This is a genomic window from Marivivens sp. ABH4_498, from assembly GCF_056160585.1.
In genome coordinates, this window is the sequence record NZ_JBSWXL010000002.1 from 373,935 (window position 1) to 394,663 (window position 20,729).

Consider the following 20,729-nt stretch of genomic DNA (forward strand, 5'->3'; position numbering starts at 1 on the left):
CTGGGGGCCTGCTGACTCATTTTAGGCATCAACCAATAGAGCGGAAAAATCCGCCGGTTACATGAGGCAGTAAAAAATGATCCGAGAGCAGGAGCAGGGCGCGAACGCGCTCCCCCTGAACAATATTCTCGCGGGTGATTGCATTGAAATTATGAACTCGTTGCCTGCGGGCAGCGTGGACCTGATTTTTGCAGACCCGCCGTATAATCTTCAGCTTCGTGGCGATTTGCATCGCCCCGACAATTCCAAAGTTGACGCCGTTGATAACGACTGGGACCAGTTTTCGTCGTTCAAGGCATATGACGATTTTACCCGCGAATGGATGGCTGCGGCCCGCCGTTTGCTAAAGCCGAATGGCGCAATCTGGGTGATCGGCAGTTACCACAACGTGTTCCGTATGGGCGCAGAATTGCAGAACCAAGGTTTCTGGATTCTGAACGATGTTGTGTGGCGCAAATCGAACCCGATGCCGAATTTCCGCGGTAAACGTCTGACGAATGCGCATGAAACGCTGATCTGGGCGTCCAAACAGGAAGCCAGCAAATACACCTTTAACTACGAGGCGCTAAAGGCGCTGAACGAAGGTGTGCAGATGCGTTCCGACTGGGTTCTGCCGATCTGTACCGGCCACGAACGTCTAAAAGATGAAGCCGGCGACAAAGCGCACCCAACCCAAAAACCTGAATCGCTGCTGCACCGTGTTTTGCTGGGCACCACCAACCCTGGTGATGTGATCCTTGATCCGTTCTTTGGTACGGGCACCACGGGCGCTGTTGCGAAAATGCTGGGCCGTGAATTCATCGGTATCGAACGCGAAGAGGCATACCGCAAGGTCGCCAAGAAACGCATCGACGCCGTGCGCAAATTCGACAAAGAGGCGCTGCAAGTGTCCCAGTCGAAACGCGCCGAACCACGTGTTGCATTCGGTGTTCTGGTCGAACGCGGATTGCTGCGCCCGGGCGAAGAGCTGGTCAGCATCAACGGTCGTCACACGGCCAAGGTACGTGCCGATGGGTCCATCGTTGGCCGCGACATGAAAGGATCGATCCATCAGGTCGGTGCTCACATGGAAGGCGCGCCAAGCTGTAATGGCTGGACCTACTGGCATTTCAAACGCGACGGGCAAACCGTTCCCATCGATCTGCTACGTCAGCAGATCCGTGCGGAAATGCGCGAACAATAAGCGGATATTTTCAGTTACCGCCAGAGCCTCCGACCTCTCTTCGGTCGAAGAAGGCTCATACCTCCCCGCCGTTCATTCGGCGGGGCTTTTTGATTCAGCGGGGCAGCGGATTGGTGCCGGCCTTATAGGCGGACCAGTCGGTGATATGCGGGTAATGTTGGCGACGCCACGCGCGGACCTTTGGGTTCATCCAGCGGCGCCATAAGGGCGGCACCATCGCGCCCATCGCCATCATTGGATACCCAAACGGCAATTGCGGCGCCTGCGTTTCATCGTAGGTTTGCAGCAGCGGGAAACGGCGGTCAGGTTTGTAATGGTGATCCGAATGGCGCTGTAGGTTGATCAGCAGCCAGTTGGTCGCCGTGTGCGATGCGTTCCACGAATGATGCGGTTTGACGTGTTCGTATTTCCCGTCCCCCAGATGTTCGCGGGTCAGGCCATAGTGTTCCACGTAATCGGTCAATTCCAGCGCCCAAACAGCAATCGCTGCCTGCACGATGAACAGCCCGATCCCCGCCCAACCGCCAATCGCAGCGGCAATCGCAAACATGATGATCGTCAGCGCAGCATAGCGCCAAAACGGGTTGGTTTTATGCCACCACGGCAATTTGCGGCGGGCCAGTAGTTTCTGTTCGGCCTTGAACGCAGAAATGGGGCAGTCGATCAGAACGCGGGCAAAGAACCGATAGAACCCTTCGTTATAGCGGGCGGTTACCGCGTCTTTGGGCGTGCCGACATAGATGTGGTGCACCAGTAAATGTTCCGTGCGGAAATGCGAATAGATCACCATGGATAGCAGCAGGTCGCCCAGCCACCGTTCAAAACGGTTCCTTTGGTGCAGCAATTCATGGGCATAAACGATGCCGATGGTGCCCGACAAAATGCCGACGTCCGCCATCACCCCGACCTTTTCCCAGCCCGACAGGTGTGTTGCGCGGGTGACGTAGAACAACAGGCCAAAGATCAGCACAAATTGAACTGGCACCCAAATCTGAGTGATCAGGCGATACCAAAACAACTGATCGGTCGGCGTTTCGGGATCAGGGTTGTCGGTATTCAGCCCCGCAATGCCATCAATAAACGTGAACGCATGCCACGCCAGCAGCGGCGTCAGCGCAATTGTCCAACCGCCGTAGATGGCGGCGATAATCGGCAGCGGAACCAAGGCCAAAGACAGCCAAAATGGCATCGCGTTGCGAAACAGTCCCATTGATTTTGTGTCAGTCATAGCGCGGCCTTTGGTGTTTTGCGTTAGGCTAGACCTATGACTGGTCGGGATCAATGTGGCGTAGTGGATCGGCCGCAAGGTCATACACTTTGCGCATCACGGTCGGCAGGGACGACGGGCTGAAATCGGCAGCAGGCACGAAGGATCCCGCGCTGGGCGCGGCATCCATCGGGACGCGGGCAATCAGAACTGTCAGCGTCAGGTGAAAATGCGTGAACGTATGCCGCGCGGTGGCGTTTAGGGTTTGCCAACCGGCGTCCAGCGGCGGGTTCGTAGCGGGCGCGTCGGACCAATCCGATCCCGGCCAGCCCAACATGCCGCCCAATAACCCTTTGTCTGGGCGGGTTTCCAATAGCCAAGCGCCATCATCGCGGCGGGCCACATAAGCGAATCCCATCCGTTCGGGTTTGGGTTTCTTTGGCGTTTTCTTTGGCAATTCGGGCGCAGTTCCTGCTGCGCGGGCCGCACAAGGGTCGCGCCATGGGCAAATACCGCAGGCAGGATTGCGCGGTGTGCAGATGGTTGCGCCTAGGTCCATGACGGCCTGAGCATAATCGCCGGGGCGGTCGTTGGGCGTCAGCGCACGGGCGTATTCCGTCAGAACGGGTTTCGCCGCAGGTAACGGTGTATGTTCGTCATAGAGGCGCGACATCACACGTTCGACGTTTCCGTCCACGACGACTTCGGGCAGGTTATAGGCGATCGATGACACGGCCCCCGCCGTATAGGGCCCAACGCCCGGTAATTTCAGTAGGCCAGCGTGGGTATCGGGAAAGGCTCCGCCGCATTCATCCACCACGAAACGCGCGCATTTCAATAGGTTACGTGCCCGCGCGTAGTATCCCAGCCCCGCCCATTCGGCCATGACATCGGCATCATCCGCCGTCGCCAGATCGGCGACCGTCGGCCAGCGTGCGGTGAATCGGTTGAAATAATCGCGCACGGCGGCAACGGTGGTTTGCTGCAGCATGATTTCCGACATCCATACGCGATATGGGTCGGGCTTTACCCCTGCTTTACGGTCGGCAGGCGATACACGCCATGGCATCACACGGGCATTGGCGTCATACCAATCCAGCAGATCGTTGATTAACCTGTCACGCAAACTTTAAGTCCTGTAATGTCGGTTTCACTGGCGCGGTCCGCACGGGTCATTACAATAGAGCATGATTATGAAACAGCCACGCCCAAAAGGATCCACTCGCGGTTTTTCACGCGCTTCGAACCTGATGCAGACCCGCATTCGTCAGGCCAGCGAAAGCCGTGGATTTGCGGTGTCGCGTCTGTTGACCCATTGGGAAGACGTCGTTGGCCAGCAGGTTGCCCAAACCGCGCGGCCTGTGAACGTGTCCTACGGGCGCGGCGGCATGGGCGCGACGCTGACGTTGCTGACCACAGGGTCCATGGCCCCCATTGTTGAAATGCAAAAAGAACAAATCCTGCAAAAGGTGAACGCCTGCTACGGATACCGCGCGATTTCGCGGGTCAAAGTTACGCAGACCGCCCCCACAGGTTTTGCCGAGGGCCAAGTGGCATTCAAAGCCGCCCCCAAAAAACAGAAACCCGAACCATCGCAGCAAGTCGTGGCACAGGCCCGCGCAGCCAGCGAAAACATCAAAGACGAAGGTTTGCGCCGCATGATCGAAATGATGGCGACAAACGTTCTGAATAAACCGAAAAGTTAAGAGGCTTTTATGAAACGACGTCTATTTCTGGGCACCGCGGGTGCGGCACTGATCTCCAGCGGCATGCTGAACGGCGCGCTGGCGCAGGACGCTACGGAAACCGAATCTGTTGTGGCAGATATGGTGCTGGGCGATGAAAACGCGCCAGTAACGATCATCGAATATGCGTCCTACACCTGCCCACACTGCGCGAATTTCCACGCGAACCAGTTCAAACAGATCAAAGCGAACTACATCGACACGGGCAAAGTGCGTTTCATCTACCGCGAGGTGTATTTCGACCGCTACGGTCTGTGGGCATCGATGATTGCCCGTTGTGGCGGTGATATGCGTTTCTTTGGCATCACGTCGATGTTCTATGAACGCCAAAGCGAATGGGCACAGGGCGAACCAGCACAGATCGCTGCGAACCTGCGCAACATCGGTAAAGTCGCTGGTATCGACGATGAATCGCTGGACGCCTGCATGCAAAACGGCGCTTTGGCCGAAGAGCTGATCGCGTGGTACGAAACCAACCGCGAAGAAGACAGCATCGAAGGCACGCCGTCGTTCATCATTCAGGGCGAAAAATATTCGAACATGTCTTATGACGATTTCGCCGCGGTTCTGGACGAAAAACTGGAAGAAGCCGGTTACGTCGAAGAAGCGCCAGCCGAAGAAACAGCACAATAATTCCAAAGGGGCGGTCCAATGGGCCGCCCTTTTACTTTGGTTCGATCCCTGCGTTCAGAAGCGCGGAGTTCAGAACATCAGGCTGGTCGATTTCCAGACGCACAGGCACGGTCAGCACCTTTGGCCTGAATGCGTCCGGCAGGCGCACCGCGTCTTTTTCCGTTGTCACCAATTGCGCGCCTTTCAATGCGGCTTCGGTTTCTAGGCGCAGCATCAGTTGCGGGGTCAGCGGCTGGTGATCCTCTAACGCTTCGCCGTGGATCAACACGGCCCCCATCGACCGCAAAGTGGCAAAGAATTTTTCGGGGTTCCCGATGCCCGCAAAGGCCAAAACGGGCATGCCCTCCCACGGCATACCTGTGGGCAGTGGGGCCAATCGGCCCGTGATTTGCGGAACGTCGCCTGTGTTCAGCGGCGCGCCACCATCCCCGATTTTCAAAACCAGATCGGCACGTTTCAGGCCAGCGGCCACGGTTTCGCGCAAAGGCCCAGCAGGCAGAACGCGTTCGTTGCCAAACCCGCGCATAGCATCCACGACGACGATATTCAGGTCCTTTTGCACAGACGGATTTTGAAACCCGTCGTCCAGCAGGATGATTGTTGCGCCTGCCTCTTGGGCGGATTGCACGCCAGCGGCGCGGTCTTTGGCGATCCATGTGGGGCAAAAGGCGGCCAACAACAGGGGTTCGTCGCCCACCTGATCGGCCTTGTGCACGCGTTCATTGACTTGGGTCGGGCCTGTCAGGCTGCCGCCGTATCCACGGCTCACAATGTGCGGCTGGTGGCCATTGGCGATCAAATACTGCGCCATGAAAATAGCCGTCGGCGTTTTGCCCGTGCCGCCGACGTTGATATTGCCGATACAGATGACCGGCACGTTCGCTTTGAACCCTGTCTTTTTGACCCGTGCTGCGGTCGCGGCCCCATATAACCACCCCAGCGGCGCAAGAAGCCGGGCCCTTAAACCGGGGCGATCAGGTGCGTTAAACCAAAAGGACGGGGCGGGCATGGCGCGGCTTTCTATTGTGTGATTTCGTCAATCAGATCGGCGACGCGGTTTGTAACCTCGGCGCCCGAAGATGTCACCGCCCAGGCCGCATGGGCAAATTTCGCGGCGCGGTCAGGGGAAAGCAGAGCCTCGATCGCGGTGGCAAGATCGTTGGGGTTGCGAATGGCGTAAGCGCCGCCCGCCGCGTCCAGTTTGTCATAGGAACGGCTGTAGGGGGCCGTCATGGGGCCGTGCACCACCACGGATCCCAGCGATGCTGCTTCGAATGGATGGCGGCTACTGCGCGTCAGCGTTCCGCCAAAATAGGTGATCGGGGCCACGCGATACCACATGCCCAATTCGCCGGACATATCCGCCACTATTGCGCGGGTTGTTTCGGTCGGATCAGTGTCGCTGCGCTGTATTGTTTCAATACCCGCCGCAGACAGGGTTTGCGCGATCGCGGGCGCGTCGGATTCATTGCGGGGCACAACAATTAACAGCAACCGATGCGATCGTTTGCAGGCGTTTTTATGTGCCGCGATCACCGTTTTGATTTCGGGTAAAACGGCATCCACCGCCATCCAAACAGGGCGCGTGTCTAAGGTGTCGATGACATCGCGATATTCGGCGTCGTTATATGGCAAAAGGGGGCTGTCTTCTTCGAAGGATCCGATGGTTTTCGATTCCGTTGCGCCCCATTTGGCAAATTTCGTCATACTGGCTACGTCTGTGGCGAAAACGGCATCAAATCTGGAAACCAACGCGCGGCGCATGCCCCAAAACCAACGTTTGTTAGGTGGTTCGATATCGTTGCTGTTTGCACATATCAAATAGCGTTTTGGGACCAATTTATCGGTCGCCGTTAGGATCAATGGATCAATTGCACCGCCGACCCAGATCAAGGCATTGGGCTGAAAATGGCGGGCAAAGGATTTGATATCCTGCGGGGTTCGACCCGGTCCGGATAATGTGATGATCGTGCCATCAGAATTGGTACTGTCGGGTTGGCCCGAACCTGTCAGGACGTAAGACACATCATCGCGGGTTTCATTCGATTGCCGAATGATCGCGCGCGCATTTTCATAGTCACCAATGTCGCGGCAATGAAACCAGATGACGGGGCCATCCGGCCGTTCGGGCCAACTTTTGGCATCAATAATGCCCGACCCGCCCGGACGGGTCGTGACATACAGTCCCAATGCCAATGAACGCCGTTTCAACGGTTTAGATGTCCAATGCGTCCGTGATGGATGCCTCTATGCCTTCTTCGCGTAGGCGATGCAGATGCGCGATAAAGTAACGGGTGTGGGCGTCATCAACAGTTTTTTGTGCTGCTGCTTTCCATGCGTCATAAGCGGCTTGGTAGTTTGGGAAAATACCAACGATATCGATGTTATCTACGTCTTTGAATTTGGTGGTGCTTGGGTCGATCAGCTCTCCGCCGAAAACCAGATGCAGACGATTGGCCATGGTAAAACTCCTATCAGCAATTGGCGCCACACTAGCCATCGCGGGGTGCGGGTCAACTGACATCTAATTGAAACATTTTGCACATAATTTAGGCATATGCTTTTGTGCTGTGCGAAAAATGCCGTGGTTGGCTTGCCTTCGCTGGCCAATATGCCAAATCTTGAGTCGAAGAAGAAAGGACCACCTTGCCACGCATCGTTGTGTTCACAGATCTAGACGGAACGCTTCTGGATCACGAAACGTACTCTTGGGCGCCAGCACAGCCGGCGCTGGATTTGGCGAAAGCAAACGACATACCTGTTGTTCTGGCCAGTTCCAAAACCGCTGCAGAGATTGCTGATATTCGCACGGCAATGGGATTTGATCATGTCCCCGCCATCGTTGAAAATGGCGCTGGGGTTTTGCCGCCCTTTGCTGCCGCAGGCGATGATCGCAGTGCCCACGACAAAATTATTGCGATCCTGAATGATCTTCCTGCCGATTTGCGGGACGGGTTTGAAGGGTTCACCGATTGGGGCGCAGGCGGGGTCGCGCGCGAAACAGGTTTACCGCTGGAACAGGCGATCAAAGCCCATGCGCGACAGTTTTCGGAACCCGGGTTGTGGCGCGGTCCTTCGGATCGCGAAGACGCATTTATTCAGGCATTGCTGACCCGCGGTGTTCATGCGCGGCGCGGCGGTCGGTATCTGACATTGTCATTCGGTGCGACCAAAGCCGATCGTGTTTCGGAGATTATCGACAGCTATGCGCCTTGTCGGTCAATCGCGCTGGGCGATGCGCCAAATGATGTTGAAATGCTGGAAACAGCCGATTTCGGTGTGATCATTTCGAATGCTCACGCCAAACCTTTGCCGCCTCTGCATGCCGAGGCGACGGGCAAAATTATTCGATCCACTCAAGATGGGCCAACAGGATGGAACCAAGCGGTCACGCAATTTGTTTCACAGTATAGCCCTGTACACACAAACAAGGAGGCCTAAGTTTGGCCGATTTTCACCAAAGCGGAAGCATCGCAACCTTGCACAACCTGCGCACCACCTCGACCGAGGCGATGACGCGAGAGTTAGAAATTTTTGGCGCGACCCGCAAAATCAATTTGATCCTACCGTCCTTGTTTTCTGAACTCGAAGGCGATGCGCTGCCCAATATTCTGACCGAACTGAACAAGGTGCCGTATCTGAACAAAATCGTCATCGGTTTGGATCGCGCCACCGAAGATGAATACAAATATGCCCGTGAATTTTTCAGTCGTTTGAATATCAATCACGATATTCTGTGGAACGATGGCCCGCGATTGATGGCGATTGATGAACGGCTAAAGGCGTTGAGCCTATCGCCGAATGAACCGGGCAAAGGCCGCAATGTTTGGTTCTGCATCGGTTACACCTTGGCCCAGGCCGAGGCCGCAGCCGTTGCCGTGCATGACTGTGATGTCGTCACCTATGACGCGGATATGTTGGCGCGTTTGGTCTACCCTGTTGCGAACCCTGCGTTCCCCTATCAGATGTCCAAAGGTTTCTACCCCCGTGTGGCGGACGGCAAACTGAACGGCCGTGTCAGCCGCCTGCTCGTATCGCCTTTGCTGTTGGCCCTGAAAAAGGTGGTCGGCGCCCGCGATTATTTGGAATTCCTATCGTCGTTCCGTTATCCGCTGGCGGGCGAATTTGCGATGCGCACAGGCATTTTGCCTGACATGCGCATCCCGTCTGATTGGGGTTTGGAAATCGGCCTTTTGTCCGAAGCATGGCGTAACCTATCCCCCCAAGCCGTCTGTCAGGTCGAAATTTCCGACCGCTATGACCACAAACATCAGGATCTATCGCCCGAGGATGCCTCTAAGGGTCTGAGCCGTATGTCCGTTGATATTTGCAAAGCGCTGTATCGCAAAATGGCCGCCGATGGTCAGGTCCTAAGCGAAGAGGTGTTCCGTTCGATCAAGGCGACATATTACCGAATGGCGCTGGATTTGATCGATACCTATTACAACGACGCGAAAATGAACGGCCTGTCCGTTGATCGCCACGCCGAAGAATCTGCCGTCGAACTGTTTGCCGCAAATATCATGCAAGCTGGGGCTGTCTTTTTGGAAAACCCGATGGAAACGCCGTTCATTCCAAACTGGAGCCGTGTCAACGCGGCCGATCCAACAATCCTGACGGATATGGTCAAAGCCGTGGCTGACGATAACGCGCAGTACGGTTAAATCAGTCGGTTCATGATGTCGGCGTGGGCCTTTGGGGTCGCGCCGATCACACCGTTTAGCTGCGGCATGGTGTTATTAAATGCCAGCGTCGTCCCTGTGCGGTCCGAAACGATTCCACCCGCACGTTCGATGATCAAACTACCAGCGGCGATATCCCATTCCCAACTGGGGCGTAGGGTCACCATTGCGTCATAGCGGCCTTCGGCGACCAAACACATGCGATAGGCCAACGATGACCTAAAATGTCGTTTTAGGTTCGGGGGTGTGTCAGCTTTCCAATGGACCTCATCCATCGTTGGGCGCGTGGCCAGAACTGTTTCGCTGGTCTGGCTGATAGCAATATCACGACCATTCAAAACAGCAGTCGTTTTGTGGGATGCCGCGTATAGGCTGTCGCGCATCGGCAAATAAATCGCCGCCGCCGATGGAACGCCGTTCGATACCACAGCGATGGAAATGGCCCAGTCTTTGGACCCTTCGATAAAGGCGCGTGTGCCGTCAATCGGGTCCACGACGAACTGGTGTGTCGTCTTTAACCGTGCATCAGTGTCGGCGGTTTCTTCGGATAGCCAGCCATAGTCGGGACGTGCAGTCCGCAACATGTCGTTGAGCATTTTATCAACGGCCAGATCGGCTTCGGTTACGGGGCCTTGCCCCGGCTTTTCCCAAACCATTGGATCAGCGTTGAAAAAGCGGGTGGCGATTGCCCCCGCTTTGCGTGCTGCATTGATGATGAGGTCTAGGTCAGTCACCGGCAAGGGTCAGACCCTCGACCAGCAAAGACGGAACAACGCGCGACAAATGCATGCGCGCATCATTCGCCGGCGTGATGTTCATCAGGATATCGATCAGATTCCCCGCGATGGTGACTTCGTTCACGGGATGGGTGATTTCGCCGTTTTCGACCCAAAATCCCGATGCCCCGCGCGAATAATCGCCTGTGTTCGGATTGATCGTGGATCCGATAAAGCCCGTGACCAATAGGCCCGTACCCATATCTTTGATCAGGTCGGCACGAGATTTGTCGCCTTGGGTTAGGGCCATGTTTGTGGCCGATGGCGACGGCGGGGACGATGTGCCGCGCGCAGCATGTGCGTTGCTGGTCAGTCCCAGTTTTCGGGCGGTCGCCAAATCCAGAATCCAATCGTTTAGAACGCCATTTTCGACAATGGCCTGTTCGCGTGTTGGCAGGCCTTCGGCATCAAACAGACGCGATCCCGCAGCACGCGGGCGATGCGGGTTTTCGATCAACGACAGGCCCGAAGGCATGATTTGCTTGCCCTTTAGGTCGCGCGCCCACGACGATCCACGCGCAATCGCGGCGCCGTTTATGGCCGACAGCAGATGCGCAATCAAAGACGATGAAATACGTTCATCTAACAGGATCGGATAGGCACCCGTTTTCGGGCGGCGCGGCGATAGTTTTTCAACGGCGCGTTCACCAGCGGTCCGACCGATGTCTTCGGCGCTGCGCATGTCGGACAGGAAAATACGACCATCAAAATCGTAATCGCGTTCCATTCCCGAACCAGAGCCCGCCAGTGCGCCGACAGAAATGCCGCGATCTGTGCGTTCATAGCCCGCCGAAAATCCGTTGGTTGCGGCAAAATGAACGCGGCGGTGGCCGTAACCGGCGGACGCAGAAATGACCTGTTCGACACCGTTGACCGCCAAGGCTGCAGCTTCGGCGCGGCACGCGTCGTCTTGTAACGATTCAGGGGTCGGTTCGTCCGATGGATCAAACAGTTCCAAACGGCGGCTGTCGATGTCCGTTGCCAATTGATCGGGATCGGCCAGGCCCGCATGGGGGTCTTCGGGGGCGACTGTTGCCATGGCCACGGCCCGTTCAGCGATCATATCCAATGCTTCGGGGCGGGTGTCGGATGATGAAATGCACGCCTGACGGTTGCCGACAAAAACGCGTAGACCGATATCGACGCCTTCGGACCGTTCGGCCTGTTCCAACGCGCCGCCGCGGACCTCGATATTGATCGAAGTACCGTCTACGGCAATGGCATCGGCACCGTCAGCGCCTGCACGTTTCGCAGCAGCAAGGATATCTTGGGTCAGGTCGTTCAGCGTCTTAGTCATGGTATGTCCTTTGGGATCCATAATGACGTAGACTGCGGGGGGCGGTCCTGCAAGAGCCGCATAGAAAAACGCCCGACGATCGTGTGATCATCGGGCGCTGATGTGTTAGCGAATACGCTGGCCGTTCAATAGGATTTGGGCATCGTCAGTGATTTCCAAGTTTGTTTCTACCTGATCATCGCCGGTTGCTTTGGTGAACATCCCCATCATCATACGGGCGCCCATAATCGCGTCCTGCACTGGCAAGCCCGACGATTCCAGATCAGACATCAGCGCGTTGATGCCGTTACCTTGGATCGTTGCGCTGCCCGTCGGGCGTGGCATGCCGTCAAATGTGATCATATCAGAGTTGTCAAAGGTAAACGCACCAGTCCCTGTTATCTGGGCACCGCCAAAGGCGATCAAAAGGTTATTGAGGTTCAGCGACAAAAGTTCGGCGAACGCGTCCATGTCGTTCATCTGCATCATGAATTCGTATTGATCTGGATCGATCGCATCGAAAAACAGATTCATTTGACCGCTTAGGTCCACCTGCAGTGTGATTGGATCATGCGGTATTGCATTGGCCGGATCGGCCATTGCCCAGATGGTGTCGCCAATTCGGATGTTTTCCAAGTTGAGACCCATTTCGTAATCTTGGGCTTCTTCGGAACGTGCCAGTGGCATCAACATATTGAACCCATAGGCGTCTGCTGTGACGGCAATGTCCATCGGCATCATATCCGTGACAACGCGCGTTTCATGGCCAGTGGTTTCCAGTGCGACATCGATCCGGGTTGCATCAACGGCAAAATCTGTAGCGCCAGATTGGCTGTTGGTCTTGACCGTTAGATTGGTGTCTGGGCTCTCGATTTGGATAAAGTTATCTGCGGCGCCCCATGATGCGCTAAAGGCGCTGGTCAGACCGTTTTGTAGGGCCAATTCCGCCGGACCTTCGATCGCGGCAGTCGGGGTGTAGGTGCTGCCTTTTGCGGACAAGTCGGTCATATTGCCCGCTAGACCAACCGTCCCGCCATCAGTCGGTTCAATGGACATGTTGTAATTTAGCGCACCCATGGTCAGATCATAATCCAATGACTGACCTTGATCATCATTGCTGCTGGTCGAGGTGCCTTCGACACCGACCAAGTTCATACGCAGCTTGAAAGATTCCGGCTGGTCGCCGTCTATAGCGAAATCCATGTCGATAAGGTATCGATCTACTAAAGCGTCATATGTGATCGTGTTTTCGTCGCCCGAAGCGGTGATATCTGCCCCAGTGAGCGTGAGATCGGCGGTGATGTCCATTGCATCTGCGTCCAGATCGCTGGTGATCGTGAACGACATTTTTTCTGGAACTGTGATATCAACCGTTCCATCAGCGTTTTCAGTAAAGACCACATCGCCTAGGTCGCTATTAATGTTCAACCCGTCCTGATTATTAACATAGGACAGCCCAGAAACAGTCAGAACACCATTGTCATAGGTTTCGCCTTGCGTCGCGATTTGGATTGTTGAACTGCGTTCGATCTGGGATTGCCAGTCCTGCCAAACCTGTTCGGCGGTCACATCCGCAAATGCTGCTGGCGCAGTCAAAATTGCTGTGGTGCAAACGGCACTTTTAAAAATTGCGGAACGTTGCATAGTCTTTCCTTTAAATAACCTAAACTTTGATTGCCGTTACGAAAGTGACGCGCGTGGTCGGCAGTGTCGCGTAAAAGGTAATCATGCAAACCAATTGTTCAAAGAGTTAAAAGGCAAAATCATGCAAATGGACGGGAAAACCATTCTGATCACGGGGGCAAGCCGCGGAATTGGGGCTGCTGCTGCGCGGGAATTTGCCAATCAGGGCGCAAACGTGGCTTTGATCGCGCGCAGCGAAGATGACATTGCCAAATTAGCAGGTGAAATTGGTCCCAACGCTTTGGCGATCCCATGTGATGTGGCCCGTTACTGGGAATTTGAACAGGCCGTTGCGGCGACTGTGTCGGCATTTGGCGGGTTGGATGTGTTGGTCAATAACGCAGGCATCATTGCCCCCATGGCAAAGATCGCCGACACGGACCCAGATGCATGGGGCCATGTGATCGATGTAAACCTAAAAGGCGTTTATAACGGCGTTCGCGCGGCATTGCCGATCATGTTGGAACGCGGTTCTGGATCGATTTTCAACATTTCGTCGGGTGCGGCCCATGATCCGTATGAACCTTGGTCCGCCTATTGTTCCTCCAAAGCGGGCGTTTACATGCTGACCCGACAGGTCGATTTGGAATACCGCGCCAAGGGCATTCGCTGCATGGGCCTGTCGCCTGGGACGGTCGCAACGCAAATGCAGCGCGACATTAAATCGTCTGGGTTGGGCCGTGTTGCACAATTGGAATGGACCGATCACATCCCACCCGAATGGCCCGCGCGCACTTTGGTCTGGATGTGCGGCGAAGAGGCCGATGGCCATTTGGGCGCGGATGTCCGACTAAGGGACGAAACAATCCGAAAGGCTGTGGGGTTAATATGATCCACGTAGACAAAAACGACGATGTTTGGACGGTGACGATCGATCGTGCGGACAAGGCAAACGCCTTGACCGAAGACATGTTGGAAGAACTGACCGACATCGCAATCGCTGCGCGGGATATCAAAGTGTTTATCCTGACGGGCGCGGGCCGCGTGTTTAGTGCGGGTGCTGATCTGGATCAGGCGGCCAAAGGGTTGGCTGTTTCAGACCAATGGGAAAAACTGTCCTCTGCCATTGCGGATATCAAAGGCCTGACCGTTGCCGCGTTGAACGGGACGGTCGCAGGTGGCGCATTTGGGATGGTGCTGGCCTGTGACGTGCGGTTGTCCGTTGGGGCCGCGAAATTCTTTTATCCCGTGATGCGTCTGGGGTTCTTGCCGCAACCATCTGATGTGCGGCGAATGGTTGGTTTGGTCGGTCCGTCACGGGCGAAATTGGTGCTGATGGGCGGTCAGAAAATTCTGGCGGACGAAGCGTTGTCAATCGGGCTAATCGATCGGATTGTCGAAGACGATGATGTGTTGGGCGCTGCGTTTTTGTTGGCCCAAGACGCGCAGTTGGCAAAGCAAAGCCACGTCGCCGCCATCAAAACGATGATCCATTCGTAACGCCATTGGAACCAGCGTTGTGGAATGATAGGTCTGCTGCCTAAACAACAGGTAGGGCCGACATGGCAAAAGCGATTGTAATCGGTGCGGGTCCGGCGGGGCTTATGGCGGCAGATGTTTTATCTGCTGCTGGTATCGACGTGACAATCGCCGATGCTATGCCATCGCCTGCCCGTAAATTTCTGATGGCTGGTAAATCGGGCCTGAATATCACCAAAGTGAAGCCCGATTTTATGGCGGCCTATGGATCGCCAGCGGACGCAATGAAAAACGCACTGGACGAATTCGGTCCAGAACAGGTGATCGACTGGGCCCAAGGTTTGGGACAGCAGACCTTTACCGGATCGACAGGTCGCGTTTTTCCAACCGTGATGAAAGCATCGCCGCTATTGCGCAACTGGTTGGGCCGATTGGATGATCGCGGCGTTGTGTTGCATCGGCGTTGGCGGTGGGTCGGGTGGGACCACGGCGCGGCCATGTTCGACACTCCGTCTGGGCGCGAAAGCCTGCAATACGATGTGGCGATTTTGGCGACAGGCGGGGCCAGCTGGTCACGCCTAGGGTCTGACGGGCAATGGGTGGAAACTATCTCTGCTCCTGTGGCGCCGTTCAAACCCGCTAATATGGGGTTCGACGTGCATTGGACCCAGCATATGCACAGCCATTTCGGCACCCCCGTCAAAGGCGTAGAACTGCATGCCGGCGAACACCGCACCCGAGGCGAATTTGTCGTGTCAAAGCGCGGTATCGAAGGCGGCGGTATTTATGAAATGTCCGCTTTTGTGCGCGATGGCGCGCCTTTGGTTGTGGATCTTGTGCCTGACCTGTCTGTTGCAGAGGTCCGCAATCGTTTGGCAAAGCGCGGTAAAAATTCCTTGGCGAATTTTTTGCGTAAATCGTTGCGGTTGGACCCGATCAAAATCGCATTGTTGCAAGAATTCGGGCGGCCATTTCCCGATGATCTCGCGGGTTTGATCAAGGCTCTGCCGATCCGCCACGCGGGGCCGCGCCCATTGGACGAAGCAATATCGGTTGCGGGTGGGGTGCGATTTGACGGTCTGAATGACCGTTTGATGCTGCGTGATCGGCCTGGCGTCTTTTGCGCCGGAGAAATGCTGGATTGGGAAGCGCCAACCGGCGGGTATTTGATCACTGGCTGTTTGGCGACAGGCAGATATGCCGCCAATGCCGCTATCGATTACGTCAGCGGATCGGGTGCTTTGTAGCAGTATGCGGAAATGTCATTGATGTAGCGGGTTGCGATCAGTTCAATGGTTTCCGCAGACATCGGGGCCATAGGTTCTGGTTCCCTAATCAGGCTGGGGATATCGGGCGGACAGGGTAGTTTTAATTGCGCCAAAACAGGGGGTAGGTCGGTTTCCAGACGCTCTGTTGGGATGACGTCCGTCGTCAGGTTCCCACACCACGTTTCACAAGGCATAGCAGCCATTTTGCGCCAGTGCTGAGATACTGTGCCGTCTTTTTGGCTGTGTTTCATGCTCAACTGATGCACCCATTCGTCAAAGCTGGGCGTTCTTAGGCCAAGAAACGTTTTCAACCGCCAGACAGGATCGTGCCGTTTGATGCGTGTGTGGAGCGCCGAAAGCCGAACATAAGGGTTCGACGTGCAGGTAATGCGCCGATAGCTGGAAAAATCCCATCCTAGGTTTTCAAAGGCTTTTTTTACCGCCGCAGGAGGCATGTGCCGATAAAACGGATGTTCAGGGGTGCGCCGATGGATTTGTTCAATCGGTTCTTCGTTCCAAGTTTCCAGATAGTTGTGCAAACTACCCGCATTGGTCAGGGGTTGATGAAAAAAGATAAACCGATGTCGGTGCGAAATGATCATACGTCTCTCGTTGTCGGTATGGGGCCAACCATGAATTGCATCAATGCCACTTAGGGTTGTTTTTTGCTAGTCCTAGTTTGTCATCTTTTGCTTTTATGTTGAACGATTGATAAATCGGTCCCGATCGCAAAGGGGCAAATATGCGAAAAAATTTCATCAAATCGGTTTGTGTGCCGGTCTCATTGGCTGCAATTGGTTTTGGCGCGCCGGTTCACGCGGACGACATCAGTTCGCGATATTCGTTGTTTGGCAATATTGGCCTGATCGAAATGCCGACGGCACAATCGGCGGCAGATGCTGATTTAGCTGTGAGCTATTCTGGCTTTTCGATGCAGCAGCGGACGTCAATCGCGTTTCAGATTACACCGCGTCTGTCTGGCACGTTCAGGTACACGCGGTTTCCGAATTACCGTGGCCCGAACACCGATGAAACATACGATCGGAGTTTCGATTTCCGGTACCGTATTCTAGACGAAGCCACTTGGCGTCCTTCGTTCGCAATCGGTTTGCGGGATTTCGCGGGCACAGGGTTGCTGACGTCGGAATATGTTGTTGCGACCAAATCGGTGACCGACAATCTGCGCGTAACTGCTGGTTTGGGCTGGGGGCGTTTGGGGTCGTATAACGGGTTCACTAACCCCTTGGGCGCATTGGACGAAGCGTTTGAAACGCGTCCCAAAAATGATGCTGGCAACGGTGGCCTGCCATCGGCAAACCAGTATTTCCGCGGCGATGCGGCATTTTTCGGGGGCGTCGAATGGCAAATCAATCCGCAATGGACCGCCGTCGCGGAATATTCGTCAGATGCCTACGCGCGCGAGGTTGCCAACGGCAGCTTTGACCACAAATCTCCGTTCAATTTTGGTGTGACGTATCAGCCGAACGTCAATTACCAGATCAGCGCCTATTCGCTGTACGGCGGGGAAATCGGTTTAGGGTTTACCAGCGTTCTAAATCCAACCCGCCCGCCTATTGCGGGCGGCGAAGATCGTGCGCCTGTGCCCGTCGCGGTCAGGGCTGCCGATGCTGCGGCTGCCGCGACTTGGGCACCGGATACTCAGACTCAGGCTGCGGTGGGGGCAGGGCTGTCTCAGGTTCTGGATGCCGAAGGTATTAGCCTGAATGGCATATCGGTTGATGGCGACACTGTCCGCTTGCGATATACCAACAACAGATATCGCAGCGAAGCGCAGGCGATGGGGCGCATCGCGCGTATCCTGACAAATGCGATGCCACCCTCGGTAGAGTTCTTCGCTCTTGAACCTATGCAGCGGGGCATCCCGCTGTCGCAGGTAACAGTGTCGCGTTCGGACGTTGAAACGTTGGAAAACCGCGTTGGTAGCGCGCAGGACATCTATAGCCGGGCGTCTTTCGATTACCCCGGCGACGATCTGATACCTGTTCCGGCGAATGATCCTGCGTTCGTCTGGGGCATTATGCCTTATGCAACGGTCGCGCTGTTCGATTCCAGCAACCCTGCCGCTTTTGACATCGGAGTCGAGGCCAGCATGCGGTACCGCATTCAGCCGAACATCGTTCTATCAGGATCGATGAGCAAATCACTGTATGATGATGACATCATTGAAGAGACAATTCGCGACTCTTCTCTTCCTCCTGTTCGCGGAAATGCTGCGTTGTATCGGACCGAAGGTGACGGGGGCATCGATCGGTTGACTTTGGCGTGGTACGGGCGTCCATCCGATCGGCTGTATTCACGTCTGACCTTTGGTTACATCGAAGAAATGCACGCAGGTCTGTCGACCGAATTGTTGTGGAAACCGATCGATAGCCGTTGGGCCTTTGGGGCAGAACTGAATTACACCGCGCAACGTGATTTCGACATGCTGTTTGGCGTGCAGGACTATGACGTTATGTCTGGTCACCTATCCGCCTATTGGCAAAGCCCTAGCGATTTCCACGTTCAAATTGATGCAGGTCGCTATTTGGCAGGGGACTGGGGTGCAACATTGTCTGTAAACCGTGAATTTTCAAATGGTTGGCGTATCGGTGCCTATGCGACGATGACAGATGTGCCGTTTGACGATTTCGGTGAAGGGTCGTTTGACAAAGGCATCATGCTGACCATCCCGACAGACTGGGCCATCGGCAAACCTAGTCGCAATACAGTGGACATGCGCCTGAATTCCCTGACCCGCGACGGTGGTGCGCGATTGAATGTGGATGGTCGTTTGTACGATTCCATCCGTAATGGGCACCTTGCGGATTATGACCAATCATGGGGACGTTTCTGGCGATGAAATACCAATATCTTTTCTTGGCGATTGCATTGGTCGCTTGTGGGCCAAAGGCCGAAAATACCGGCATTGCGCGCGCGATCGAACTGGCCTTGTCAGGCCGCGCTGCCGAACCAGAACAGGTGGATACCCAAGCCTGGCTGAACGGCTCCGAAGGCATATTGATGGCTCTGCCATCGACGGGTTGGGGCGGGTTGCTAAAACGTATCGGACAGAACGGTGACCGTGTGACATGGGCGGGTATGGATGAACGTTCCGTGACAACGCAGGCGGGTATCGTTGTGGCCACGCGCGGCATGGGATTCGATCTGTATGCGGCTGACGTGGATGGCACGGTTGCGGCTCTGGCCGGTGGACCAACGCAATACCAGCGTCGTTTCGAACTGCTCGAAGGGGATGATGATATCGCGCGCGCCGAATTGTCCTGTACATTCGAACGCGTAGGGCCGGAATCAGTCACTTTGGCGACTGGGCAGTATGATGCAATCCGCTACAAAGAGGTCTGTCTGAACGATTTGATCGGCTTTGAAAACGCGTATTGGTTGCAAGAAGGTGGGAAAATCATCCAATCACAGCAATGGATTTCGCCAAATTTGACACACCTGACTACGCAATCGTATTGATTGCAGTTGTCACAAAGAAGTTCTTGATAAACGTGCGGATATTAGCTACGCCCGTGCACAGACAAGCCTTCTATTTTTTTGGAGTAGTACCATGCGTAAAATCGTTCTAGCATCCGTAGTTGCAATCGCAGCAGCATCCGCAGCAAACGCTGGCGGCGTTGCCCCAGTTGTAACCACCCCAGCAGCACCAACCGTAGTTGCTCCAGCACCAGCTGGTTCGAACGGTGGCCTGTGGCTGGCTCTGGGCGCTCTGGCAGTTGTTGCAGCAGTTGCAGCTTCTTCCGACTCCTAAGTTTCACTAACTTAGTTCGAGATTTGCTAAAGGCGGGCCTAGGCCCGCCTTTAGTCATTTTAGCGCTTTGCCATCATTGCCAGTCGGACCAACGCACGTTCCATTAGCGCCTGCTGCGGCGCGCGCGATGTCGACCGCAACGTCAGGTCAGTGGTCAACAGTTCCGACAATGCCCGTTCCAATTTATCCCGCCCCCAAGCCGAAGCTTGGCGGACAATTGCATCGCGGCGAGGCCCAAAAACAGGCGGGCGCAACCGCCCCACACCAGCCGCTGGGCCGCCCGGATCGCTGGCTGCAGCGTGCAGCGTCCTAAAGTGACGGTTCGCCCCTATACACAGCGTCGTCGGGTTCACACCTTGGGCATATAGGCGGCGCAGCAGGGGCGCGATGCTTTGCGCTTGTCCATTCGCAACGACCTTTAACAGATCGTCTAGGCCTGCCTCTGCGGATTGCGGACGGCAGGCATCAACGTCTTCGACGGAAACTGGTGACGCGTCGTTCAGTTTGTACAGGCCCAGCTTTTCAATGGTCTGGCGAAAATCACCTGGGTCCAGCATCCGTGACAACCCAAGGATCGCCTCCATCGCGTCGCGGCTCACGTCCGATACGCCTGATTTGGCTAAAGTCGCTTCGATTTCGTCACGTCCGGGTGGGTCGTCATAGATGCCTACGCAATATGTGGCTGGGTGGCCTTCGAATAACTTGCGTAGTTTGGATTTGGCCGTCAGCTGGTTGGCTGTGACGATAATTTGCGCATCGCCGTCACGCCAATCAGATAGCGCGGCTTCGAAGGTGGCGAACAATCCATCGGTGGCATCTTCAACGAAGGCAACGCGCGGACCAGGGAAAAAACCCTGCGCTTTGATGGCATCGTTCAACAACGCGCCGTCTTTGCGTAATTCGCCGCCCGACATGCGCGTCAGCCGCATCTCTGCTTCGCCTTGGGGACCAACCAGCGCGTCAATCACCTCTTTTCGGCGAAGCGCAACGCGCATGGCGTCCGCGCCGAAAATCAGCAGACCAGCTTTGTGCGGGTCCGGTTTGCGAAAATAGGCGGCAGCATCACGTGCGTTTAACTTCATAGC

21 protein-coding genes are annotated in these 20,729 nt (G+C 55.4%); 11 read left to right on the forward strand and 10 right to left on the reverse strand.

From position 1 onward, the window contains the following. Positions 1-76 precede the first annotated feature (76 nt). The gene (locus ACXAGA_RS05915; protein ID WP_205905959.1) at positions 77-1,183 is read left to right on the forward strand and encodes a site-specific DNA-methyltransferase; all 1,107 of its coding nucleotides are present in this window, start codon (positions 77-79) and stop codon (positions 1,181-1,183) included. A gap of 94 nt (positions 1,184-1,277) precedes the next feature. Here ACXAGA_RS05915 and ACXAGA_RS05920 read toward each other — a convergent pair whose 3' ends face one another. Both ACXAGA_RS05920 and mutY read right to left on the reverse strand, forming a co-directional pair. Beyond that, a complete protein-coding gene (locus ACXAGA_RS05920) occupies positions 1,278-2,411 on the reverse strand; it encodes an alkane 1-monooxygenase (RefSeq protein WP_475116575.1) in 1,134 nt (377 codons plus the stop codon). A gap of 34 nt (positions 2,412-2,445) precedes the next feature. Then, complete coding sequence (gene mutY, locus ACXAGA_RS05925) at positions 2,446-3,516, reverse strand: A/G-specific adenine glycosylase (protein ID WP_475116576.1); 1,071 nt, start codon at positions 3,514-3,516, stop codon at positions 2,446-2,448. A gap of 67 nt (positions 3,517-3,583) precedes the next feature. Between mutY and ACXAGA_RS05930 the strand changes: the two genes are divergently transcribed. Continuing rightward, complete coding sequence (locus ACXAGA_RS05930; RefSeq protein WP_475116577.1) at positions 3,584-4,096, forward strand: DUF721 domain-containing protein; 513 nt, start codon at positions 3,584-3,586, stop codon at positions 4,094-4,096. A 9-nt stretch (positions 4,097-4,105) separates the two neighbouring features. Next, positions 4,106-4,768 (forward strand): DsbA family protein, encoded by a 663-nt coding sequence (locus ACXAGA_RS05935; RefSeq protein WP_475116578.1) that lies wholly within the window; start codon positions 4,106-4,108, stop codon positions 4,766-4,768. Between the two features lie 31 nt (positions 4,769-4,799). Here the strand turns inward: ACXAGA_RS05935 and lpxK are convergent, their stop codons facing one another. Genes lpxK through ACXAGA_RS05950 form a run of 3 tightly spaced genes read right to left on the reverse strand, consistent with a single transcriptional unit; the run spans position 4,800 to position 7,229 of the window. Continuing rightward, complete coding sequence (gene lpxK / locus ACXAGA_RS05940) at positions 4,800-5,777, reverse strand: tetraacyldisaccharide 4'-kinase (RefSeq protein ID WP_475116579.1); 978 nt, start codon at positions 5,775-5,777, stop codon at positions 4,800-4,802. An 11-nt stretch (positions 5,778-5,788) separates the two neighbouring features. Next, entirely contained in the window at positions 5,789-6,979 is a 1,191-nt protein-coding gene (locus ACXAGA_RS05945) for a 3-deoxy-D-manno-octulosonic acid transferase (protein WP_475116580.1), read from the reverse strand. 4 nt (positions 6,980-6,983) lie between these two features. Further along, positions 6,984-7,229: a DUF4170 domain-containing protein gene (locus tag ACXAGA_RS05950; protein ID WP_475116581.1), complete on the reverse strand. Its 246-nt coding sequence runs from the start codon at positions 7,227-7,229 to the stop codon at positions 6,984-6,986. Between the two features lie 185 nt (positions 7,230-7,414). On the opposite strand from ACXAGA_RS05950, the gene ACXAGA_RS05955 reads away from it, so the two are divergent. Further along, a complete protein-coding gene (locus ACXAGA_RS05955; protein ID WP_475116582.1) occupies positions 7,415-8,209 on the forward strand; it encodes an HAD-IIB family hydrolase in 795 nt (264 codons plus the stop codon). A 2-nt stretch (positions 8,210-8,211) separates the two neighbouring features. Then, positions 8,212-9,432 (forward strand): glycosyltransferase family protein, encoded by a 1,221-nt coding sequence (locus tag ACXAGA_RS05960; protein WP_475116583.1) that lies wholly within the window; start codon positions 8,212-8,214, stop codon positions 9,430-9,432. Here ACXAGA_RS05960 and ACXAGA_RS05965 read toward each other — a convergent pair. From ACXAGA_RS05965 to ACXAGA_RS05975, 3 genes are all read right to left on the reverse strand, one after another. Beyond that, complete coding sequence (locus ACXAGA_RS05965; RefSeq protein ID WP_475116584.1) at positions 9,429-10,184, reverse strand: 3'(2'),5'-bisphosphate nucleotidase CysQ; 756 nt, start codon at positions 10,182-10,184, stop codon at positions 9,429-9,431. The two genes, ACXAGA_RS05960 and ACXAGA_RS05965, sit on opposite strands and share 4 nt — an antisense overlap. Then, positions 10,177-11,523 carry a TldD/PmbA family protein gene (locus ACXAGA_RS05970; RefSeq protein WP_475116585.1) on the reverse strand — a complete coding sequence of 449 codons (1,347 nt, stop codon included), beginning with the start codon at positions 11,521-11,523 and terminating at the stop codon, positions 10,177-10,179. Before ACXAGA_RS05970 ends, ACXAGA_RS05965 begins: the two co-directional genes overlap by 8 nt. 105 nt (positions 11,524-11,628) lie before the next feature. Then, positions 11,629-13,146, reverse strand: coding sequence for a DUF2125 domain-containing protein (locus ACXAGA_RS05975; RefSeq protein ID WP_475116586.1), 1,518 nt, complete (start codon positions 13,144-13,146; stop codon positions 11,629-11,631). A 121-nt stretch (positions 13,147-13,267) separates the two neighbouring features. Between ACXAGA_RS05975 and ACXAGA_RS05980 the strand changes: the two genes are divergently transcribed. The 3 genes from ACXAGA_RS05980 (at position 13,268) to ACXAGA_RS05990 (ending at position 15,851) form a co-directional block, all read left to right on the forward strand. After that, positions 13,268-14,017 carry an SDR family oxidoreductase gene (locus ACXAGA_RS05980; RefSeq protein WP_475116587.1) on the forward strand — a complete coding sequence of 250 codons (750 nt, stop codon included), beginning with the start codon at positions 13,268-13,270 and terminating at the stop codon, positions 14,015-14,017. Continuing rightward, entirely contained in the window at positions 14,014-14,625 is a 612-nt protein-coding gene (locus tag ACXAGA_RS05985; protein WP_475116588.1) for an enoyl-CoA hydratase/isomerase family protein, read from the forward strand. Before ACXAGA_RS05980 ends, ACXAGA_RS05985 begins: the two co-directional genes overlap by 4 nt. Before the next feature lie 62 nt (positions 14,626-14,687). Next, positions 14,688-15,851 carry a TIGR03862 family flavoprotein gene (locus tag ACXAGA_RS05990; RefSeq protein ID WP_475116589.1) on the forward strand — a complete coding sequence of 388 codons (1,164 nt, stop codon included), beginning with the start codon at positions 14,688-14,690 and terminating at the stop codon, positions 15,849-15,851. On the opposite strand, the gene ACXAGA_RS05995 is transcribed toward ACXAGA_RS05990, so the two are convergent. Continuing rightward, on the reverse strand, positions 15,824-16,474 hold the full coding sequence (locus ACXAGA_RS05995) for a hypothetical protein (protein ID WP_475116590.1): 651 nt from the start codon (positions 16,472-16,474) through the stop codon (positions 15,824-15,826). The genes ACXAGA_RS05990 and ACXAGA_RS05995 overlap by 28 nt on opposite strands. Before the next feature lie 140 nt (positions 16,475-16,614). Here ACXAGA_RS05995 and ACXAGA_RS06000 point away from each other — a divergent pair, with 140 nt between their 5' ends. From ACXAGA_RS06000 to ACXAGA_RS06010, 3 genes are all read left to right on the forward strand, one after another. Next, positions 16,615-18,732: a YjbH domain-containing protein gene (locus ACXAGA_RS06000; protein WP_475116591.1), complete on the forward strand. Its 2,118-nt coding sequence runs from the start codon at positions 16,615-16,617 to the stop codon at positions 18,730-18,732. Further along, positions 18,711-19,352, forward strand: a complete 642-nt coding sequence (locus ACXAGA_RS06005) for a YjbF family lipoprotein (RefSeq protein WP_475116592.1) — start codon at positions 18,711-18,713, stop codon at positions 19,350-19,352. The genes ACXAGA_RS06000 and ACXAGA_RS06005 overlap by 22 nt, the downstream gene beginning before the upstream one ends. Positions 19,353-19,443: 91 nt before the next feature. After that, a complete protein-coding gene (locus tag ACXAGA_RS06010; protein WP_475116593.1) occupies positions 19,444-19,644 on the forward strand; it encodes a hypothetical protein in 201 nt (66 codons plus the stop codon). A 59-nt stretch (positions 19,645-19,703) separates the two neighbouring features. Here the strand turns inward: ACXAGA_RS06010 and holA are convergent, their stop codons facing one another. Further along, positions 19,704-20,726: a DNA polymerase III subunit delta gene (gene holA / locus ACXAGA_RS06015; RefSeq protein WP_475116594.1), complete on the reverse strand. Its 1,023-nt coding sequence runs from the start codon at positions 20,724-20,726 to the stop codon at positions 19,704-19,706. Positions 20,727-20,729: the final 3 nt, after the last annotated feature.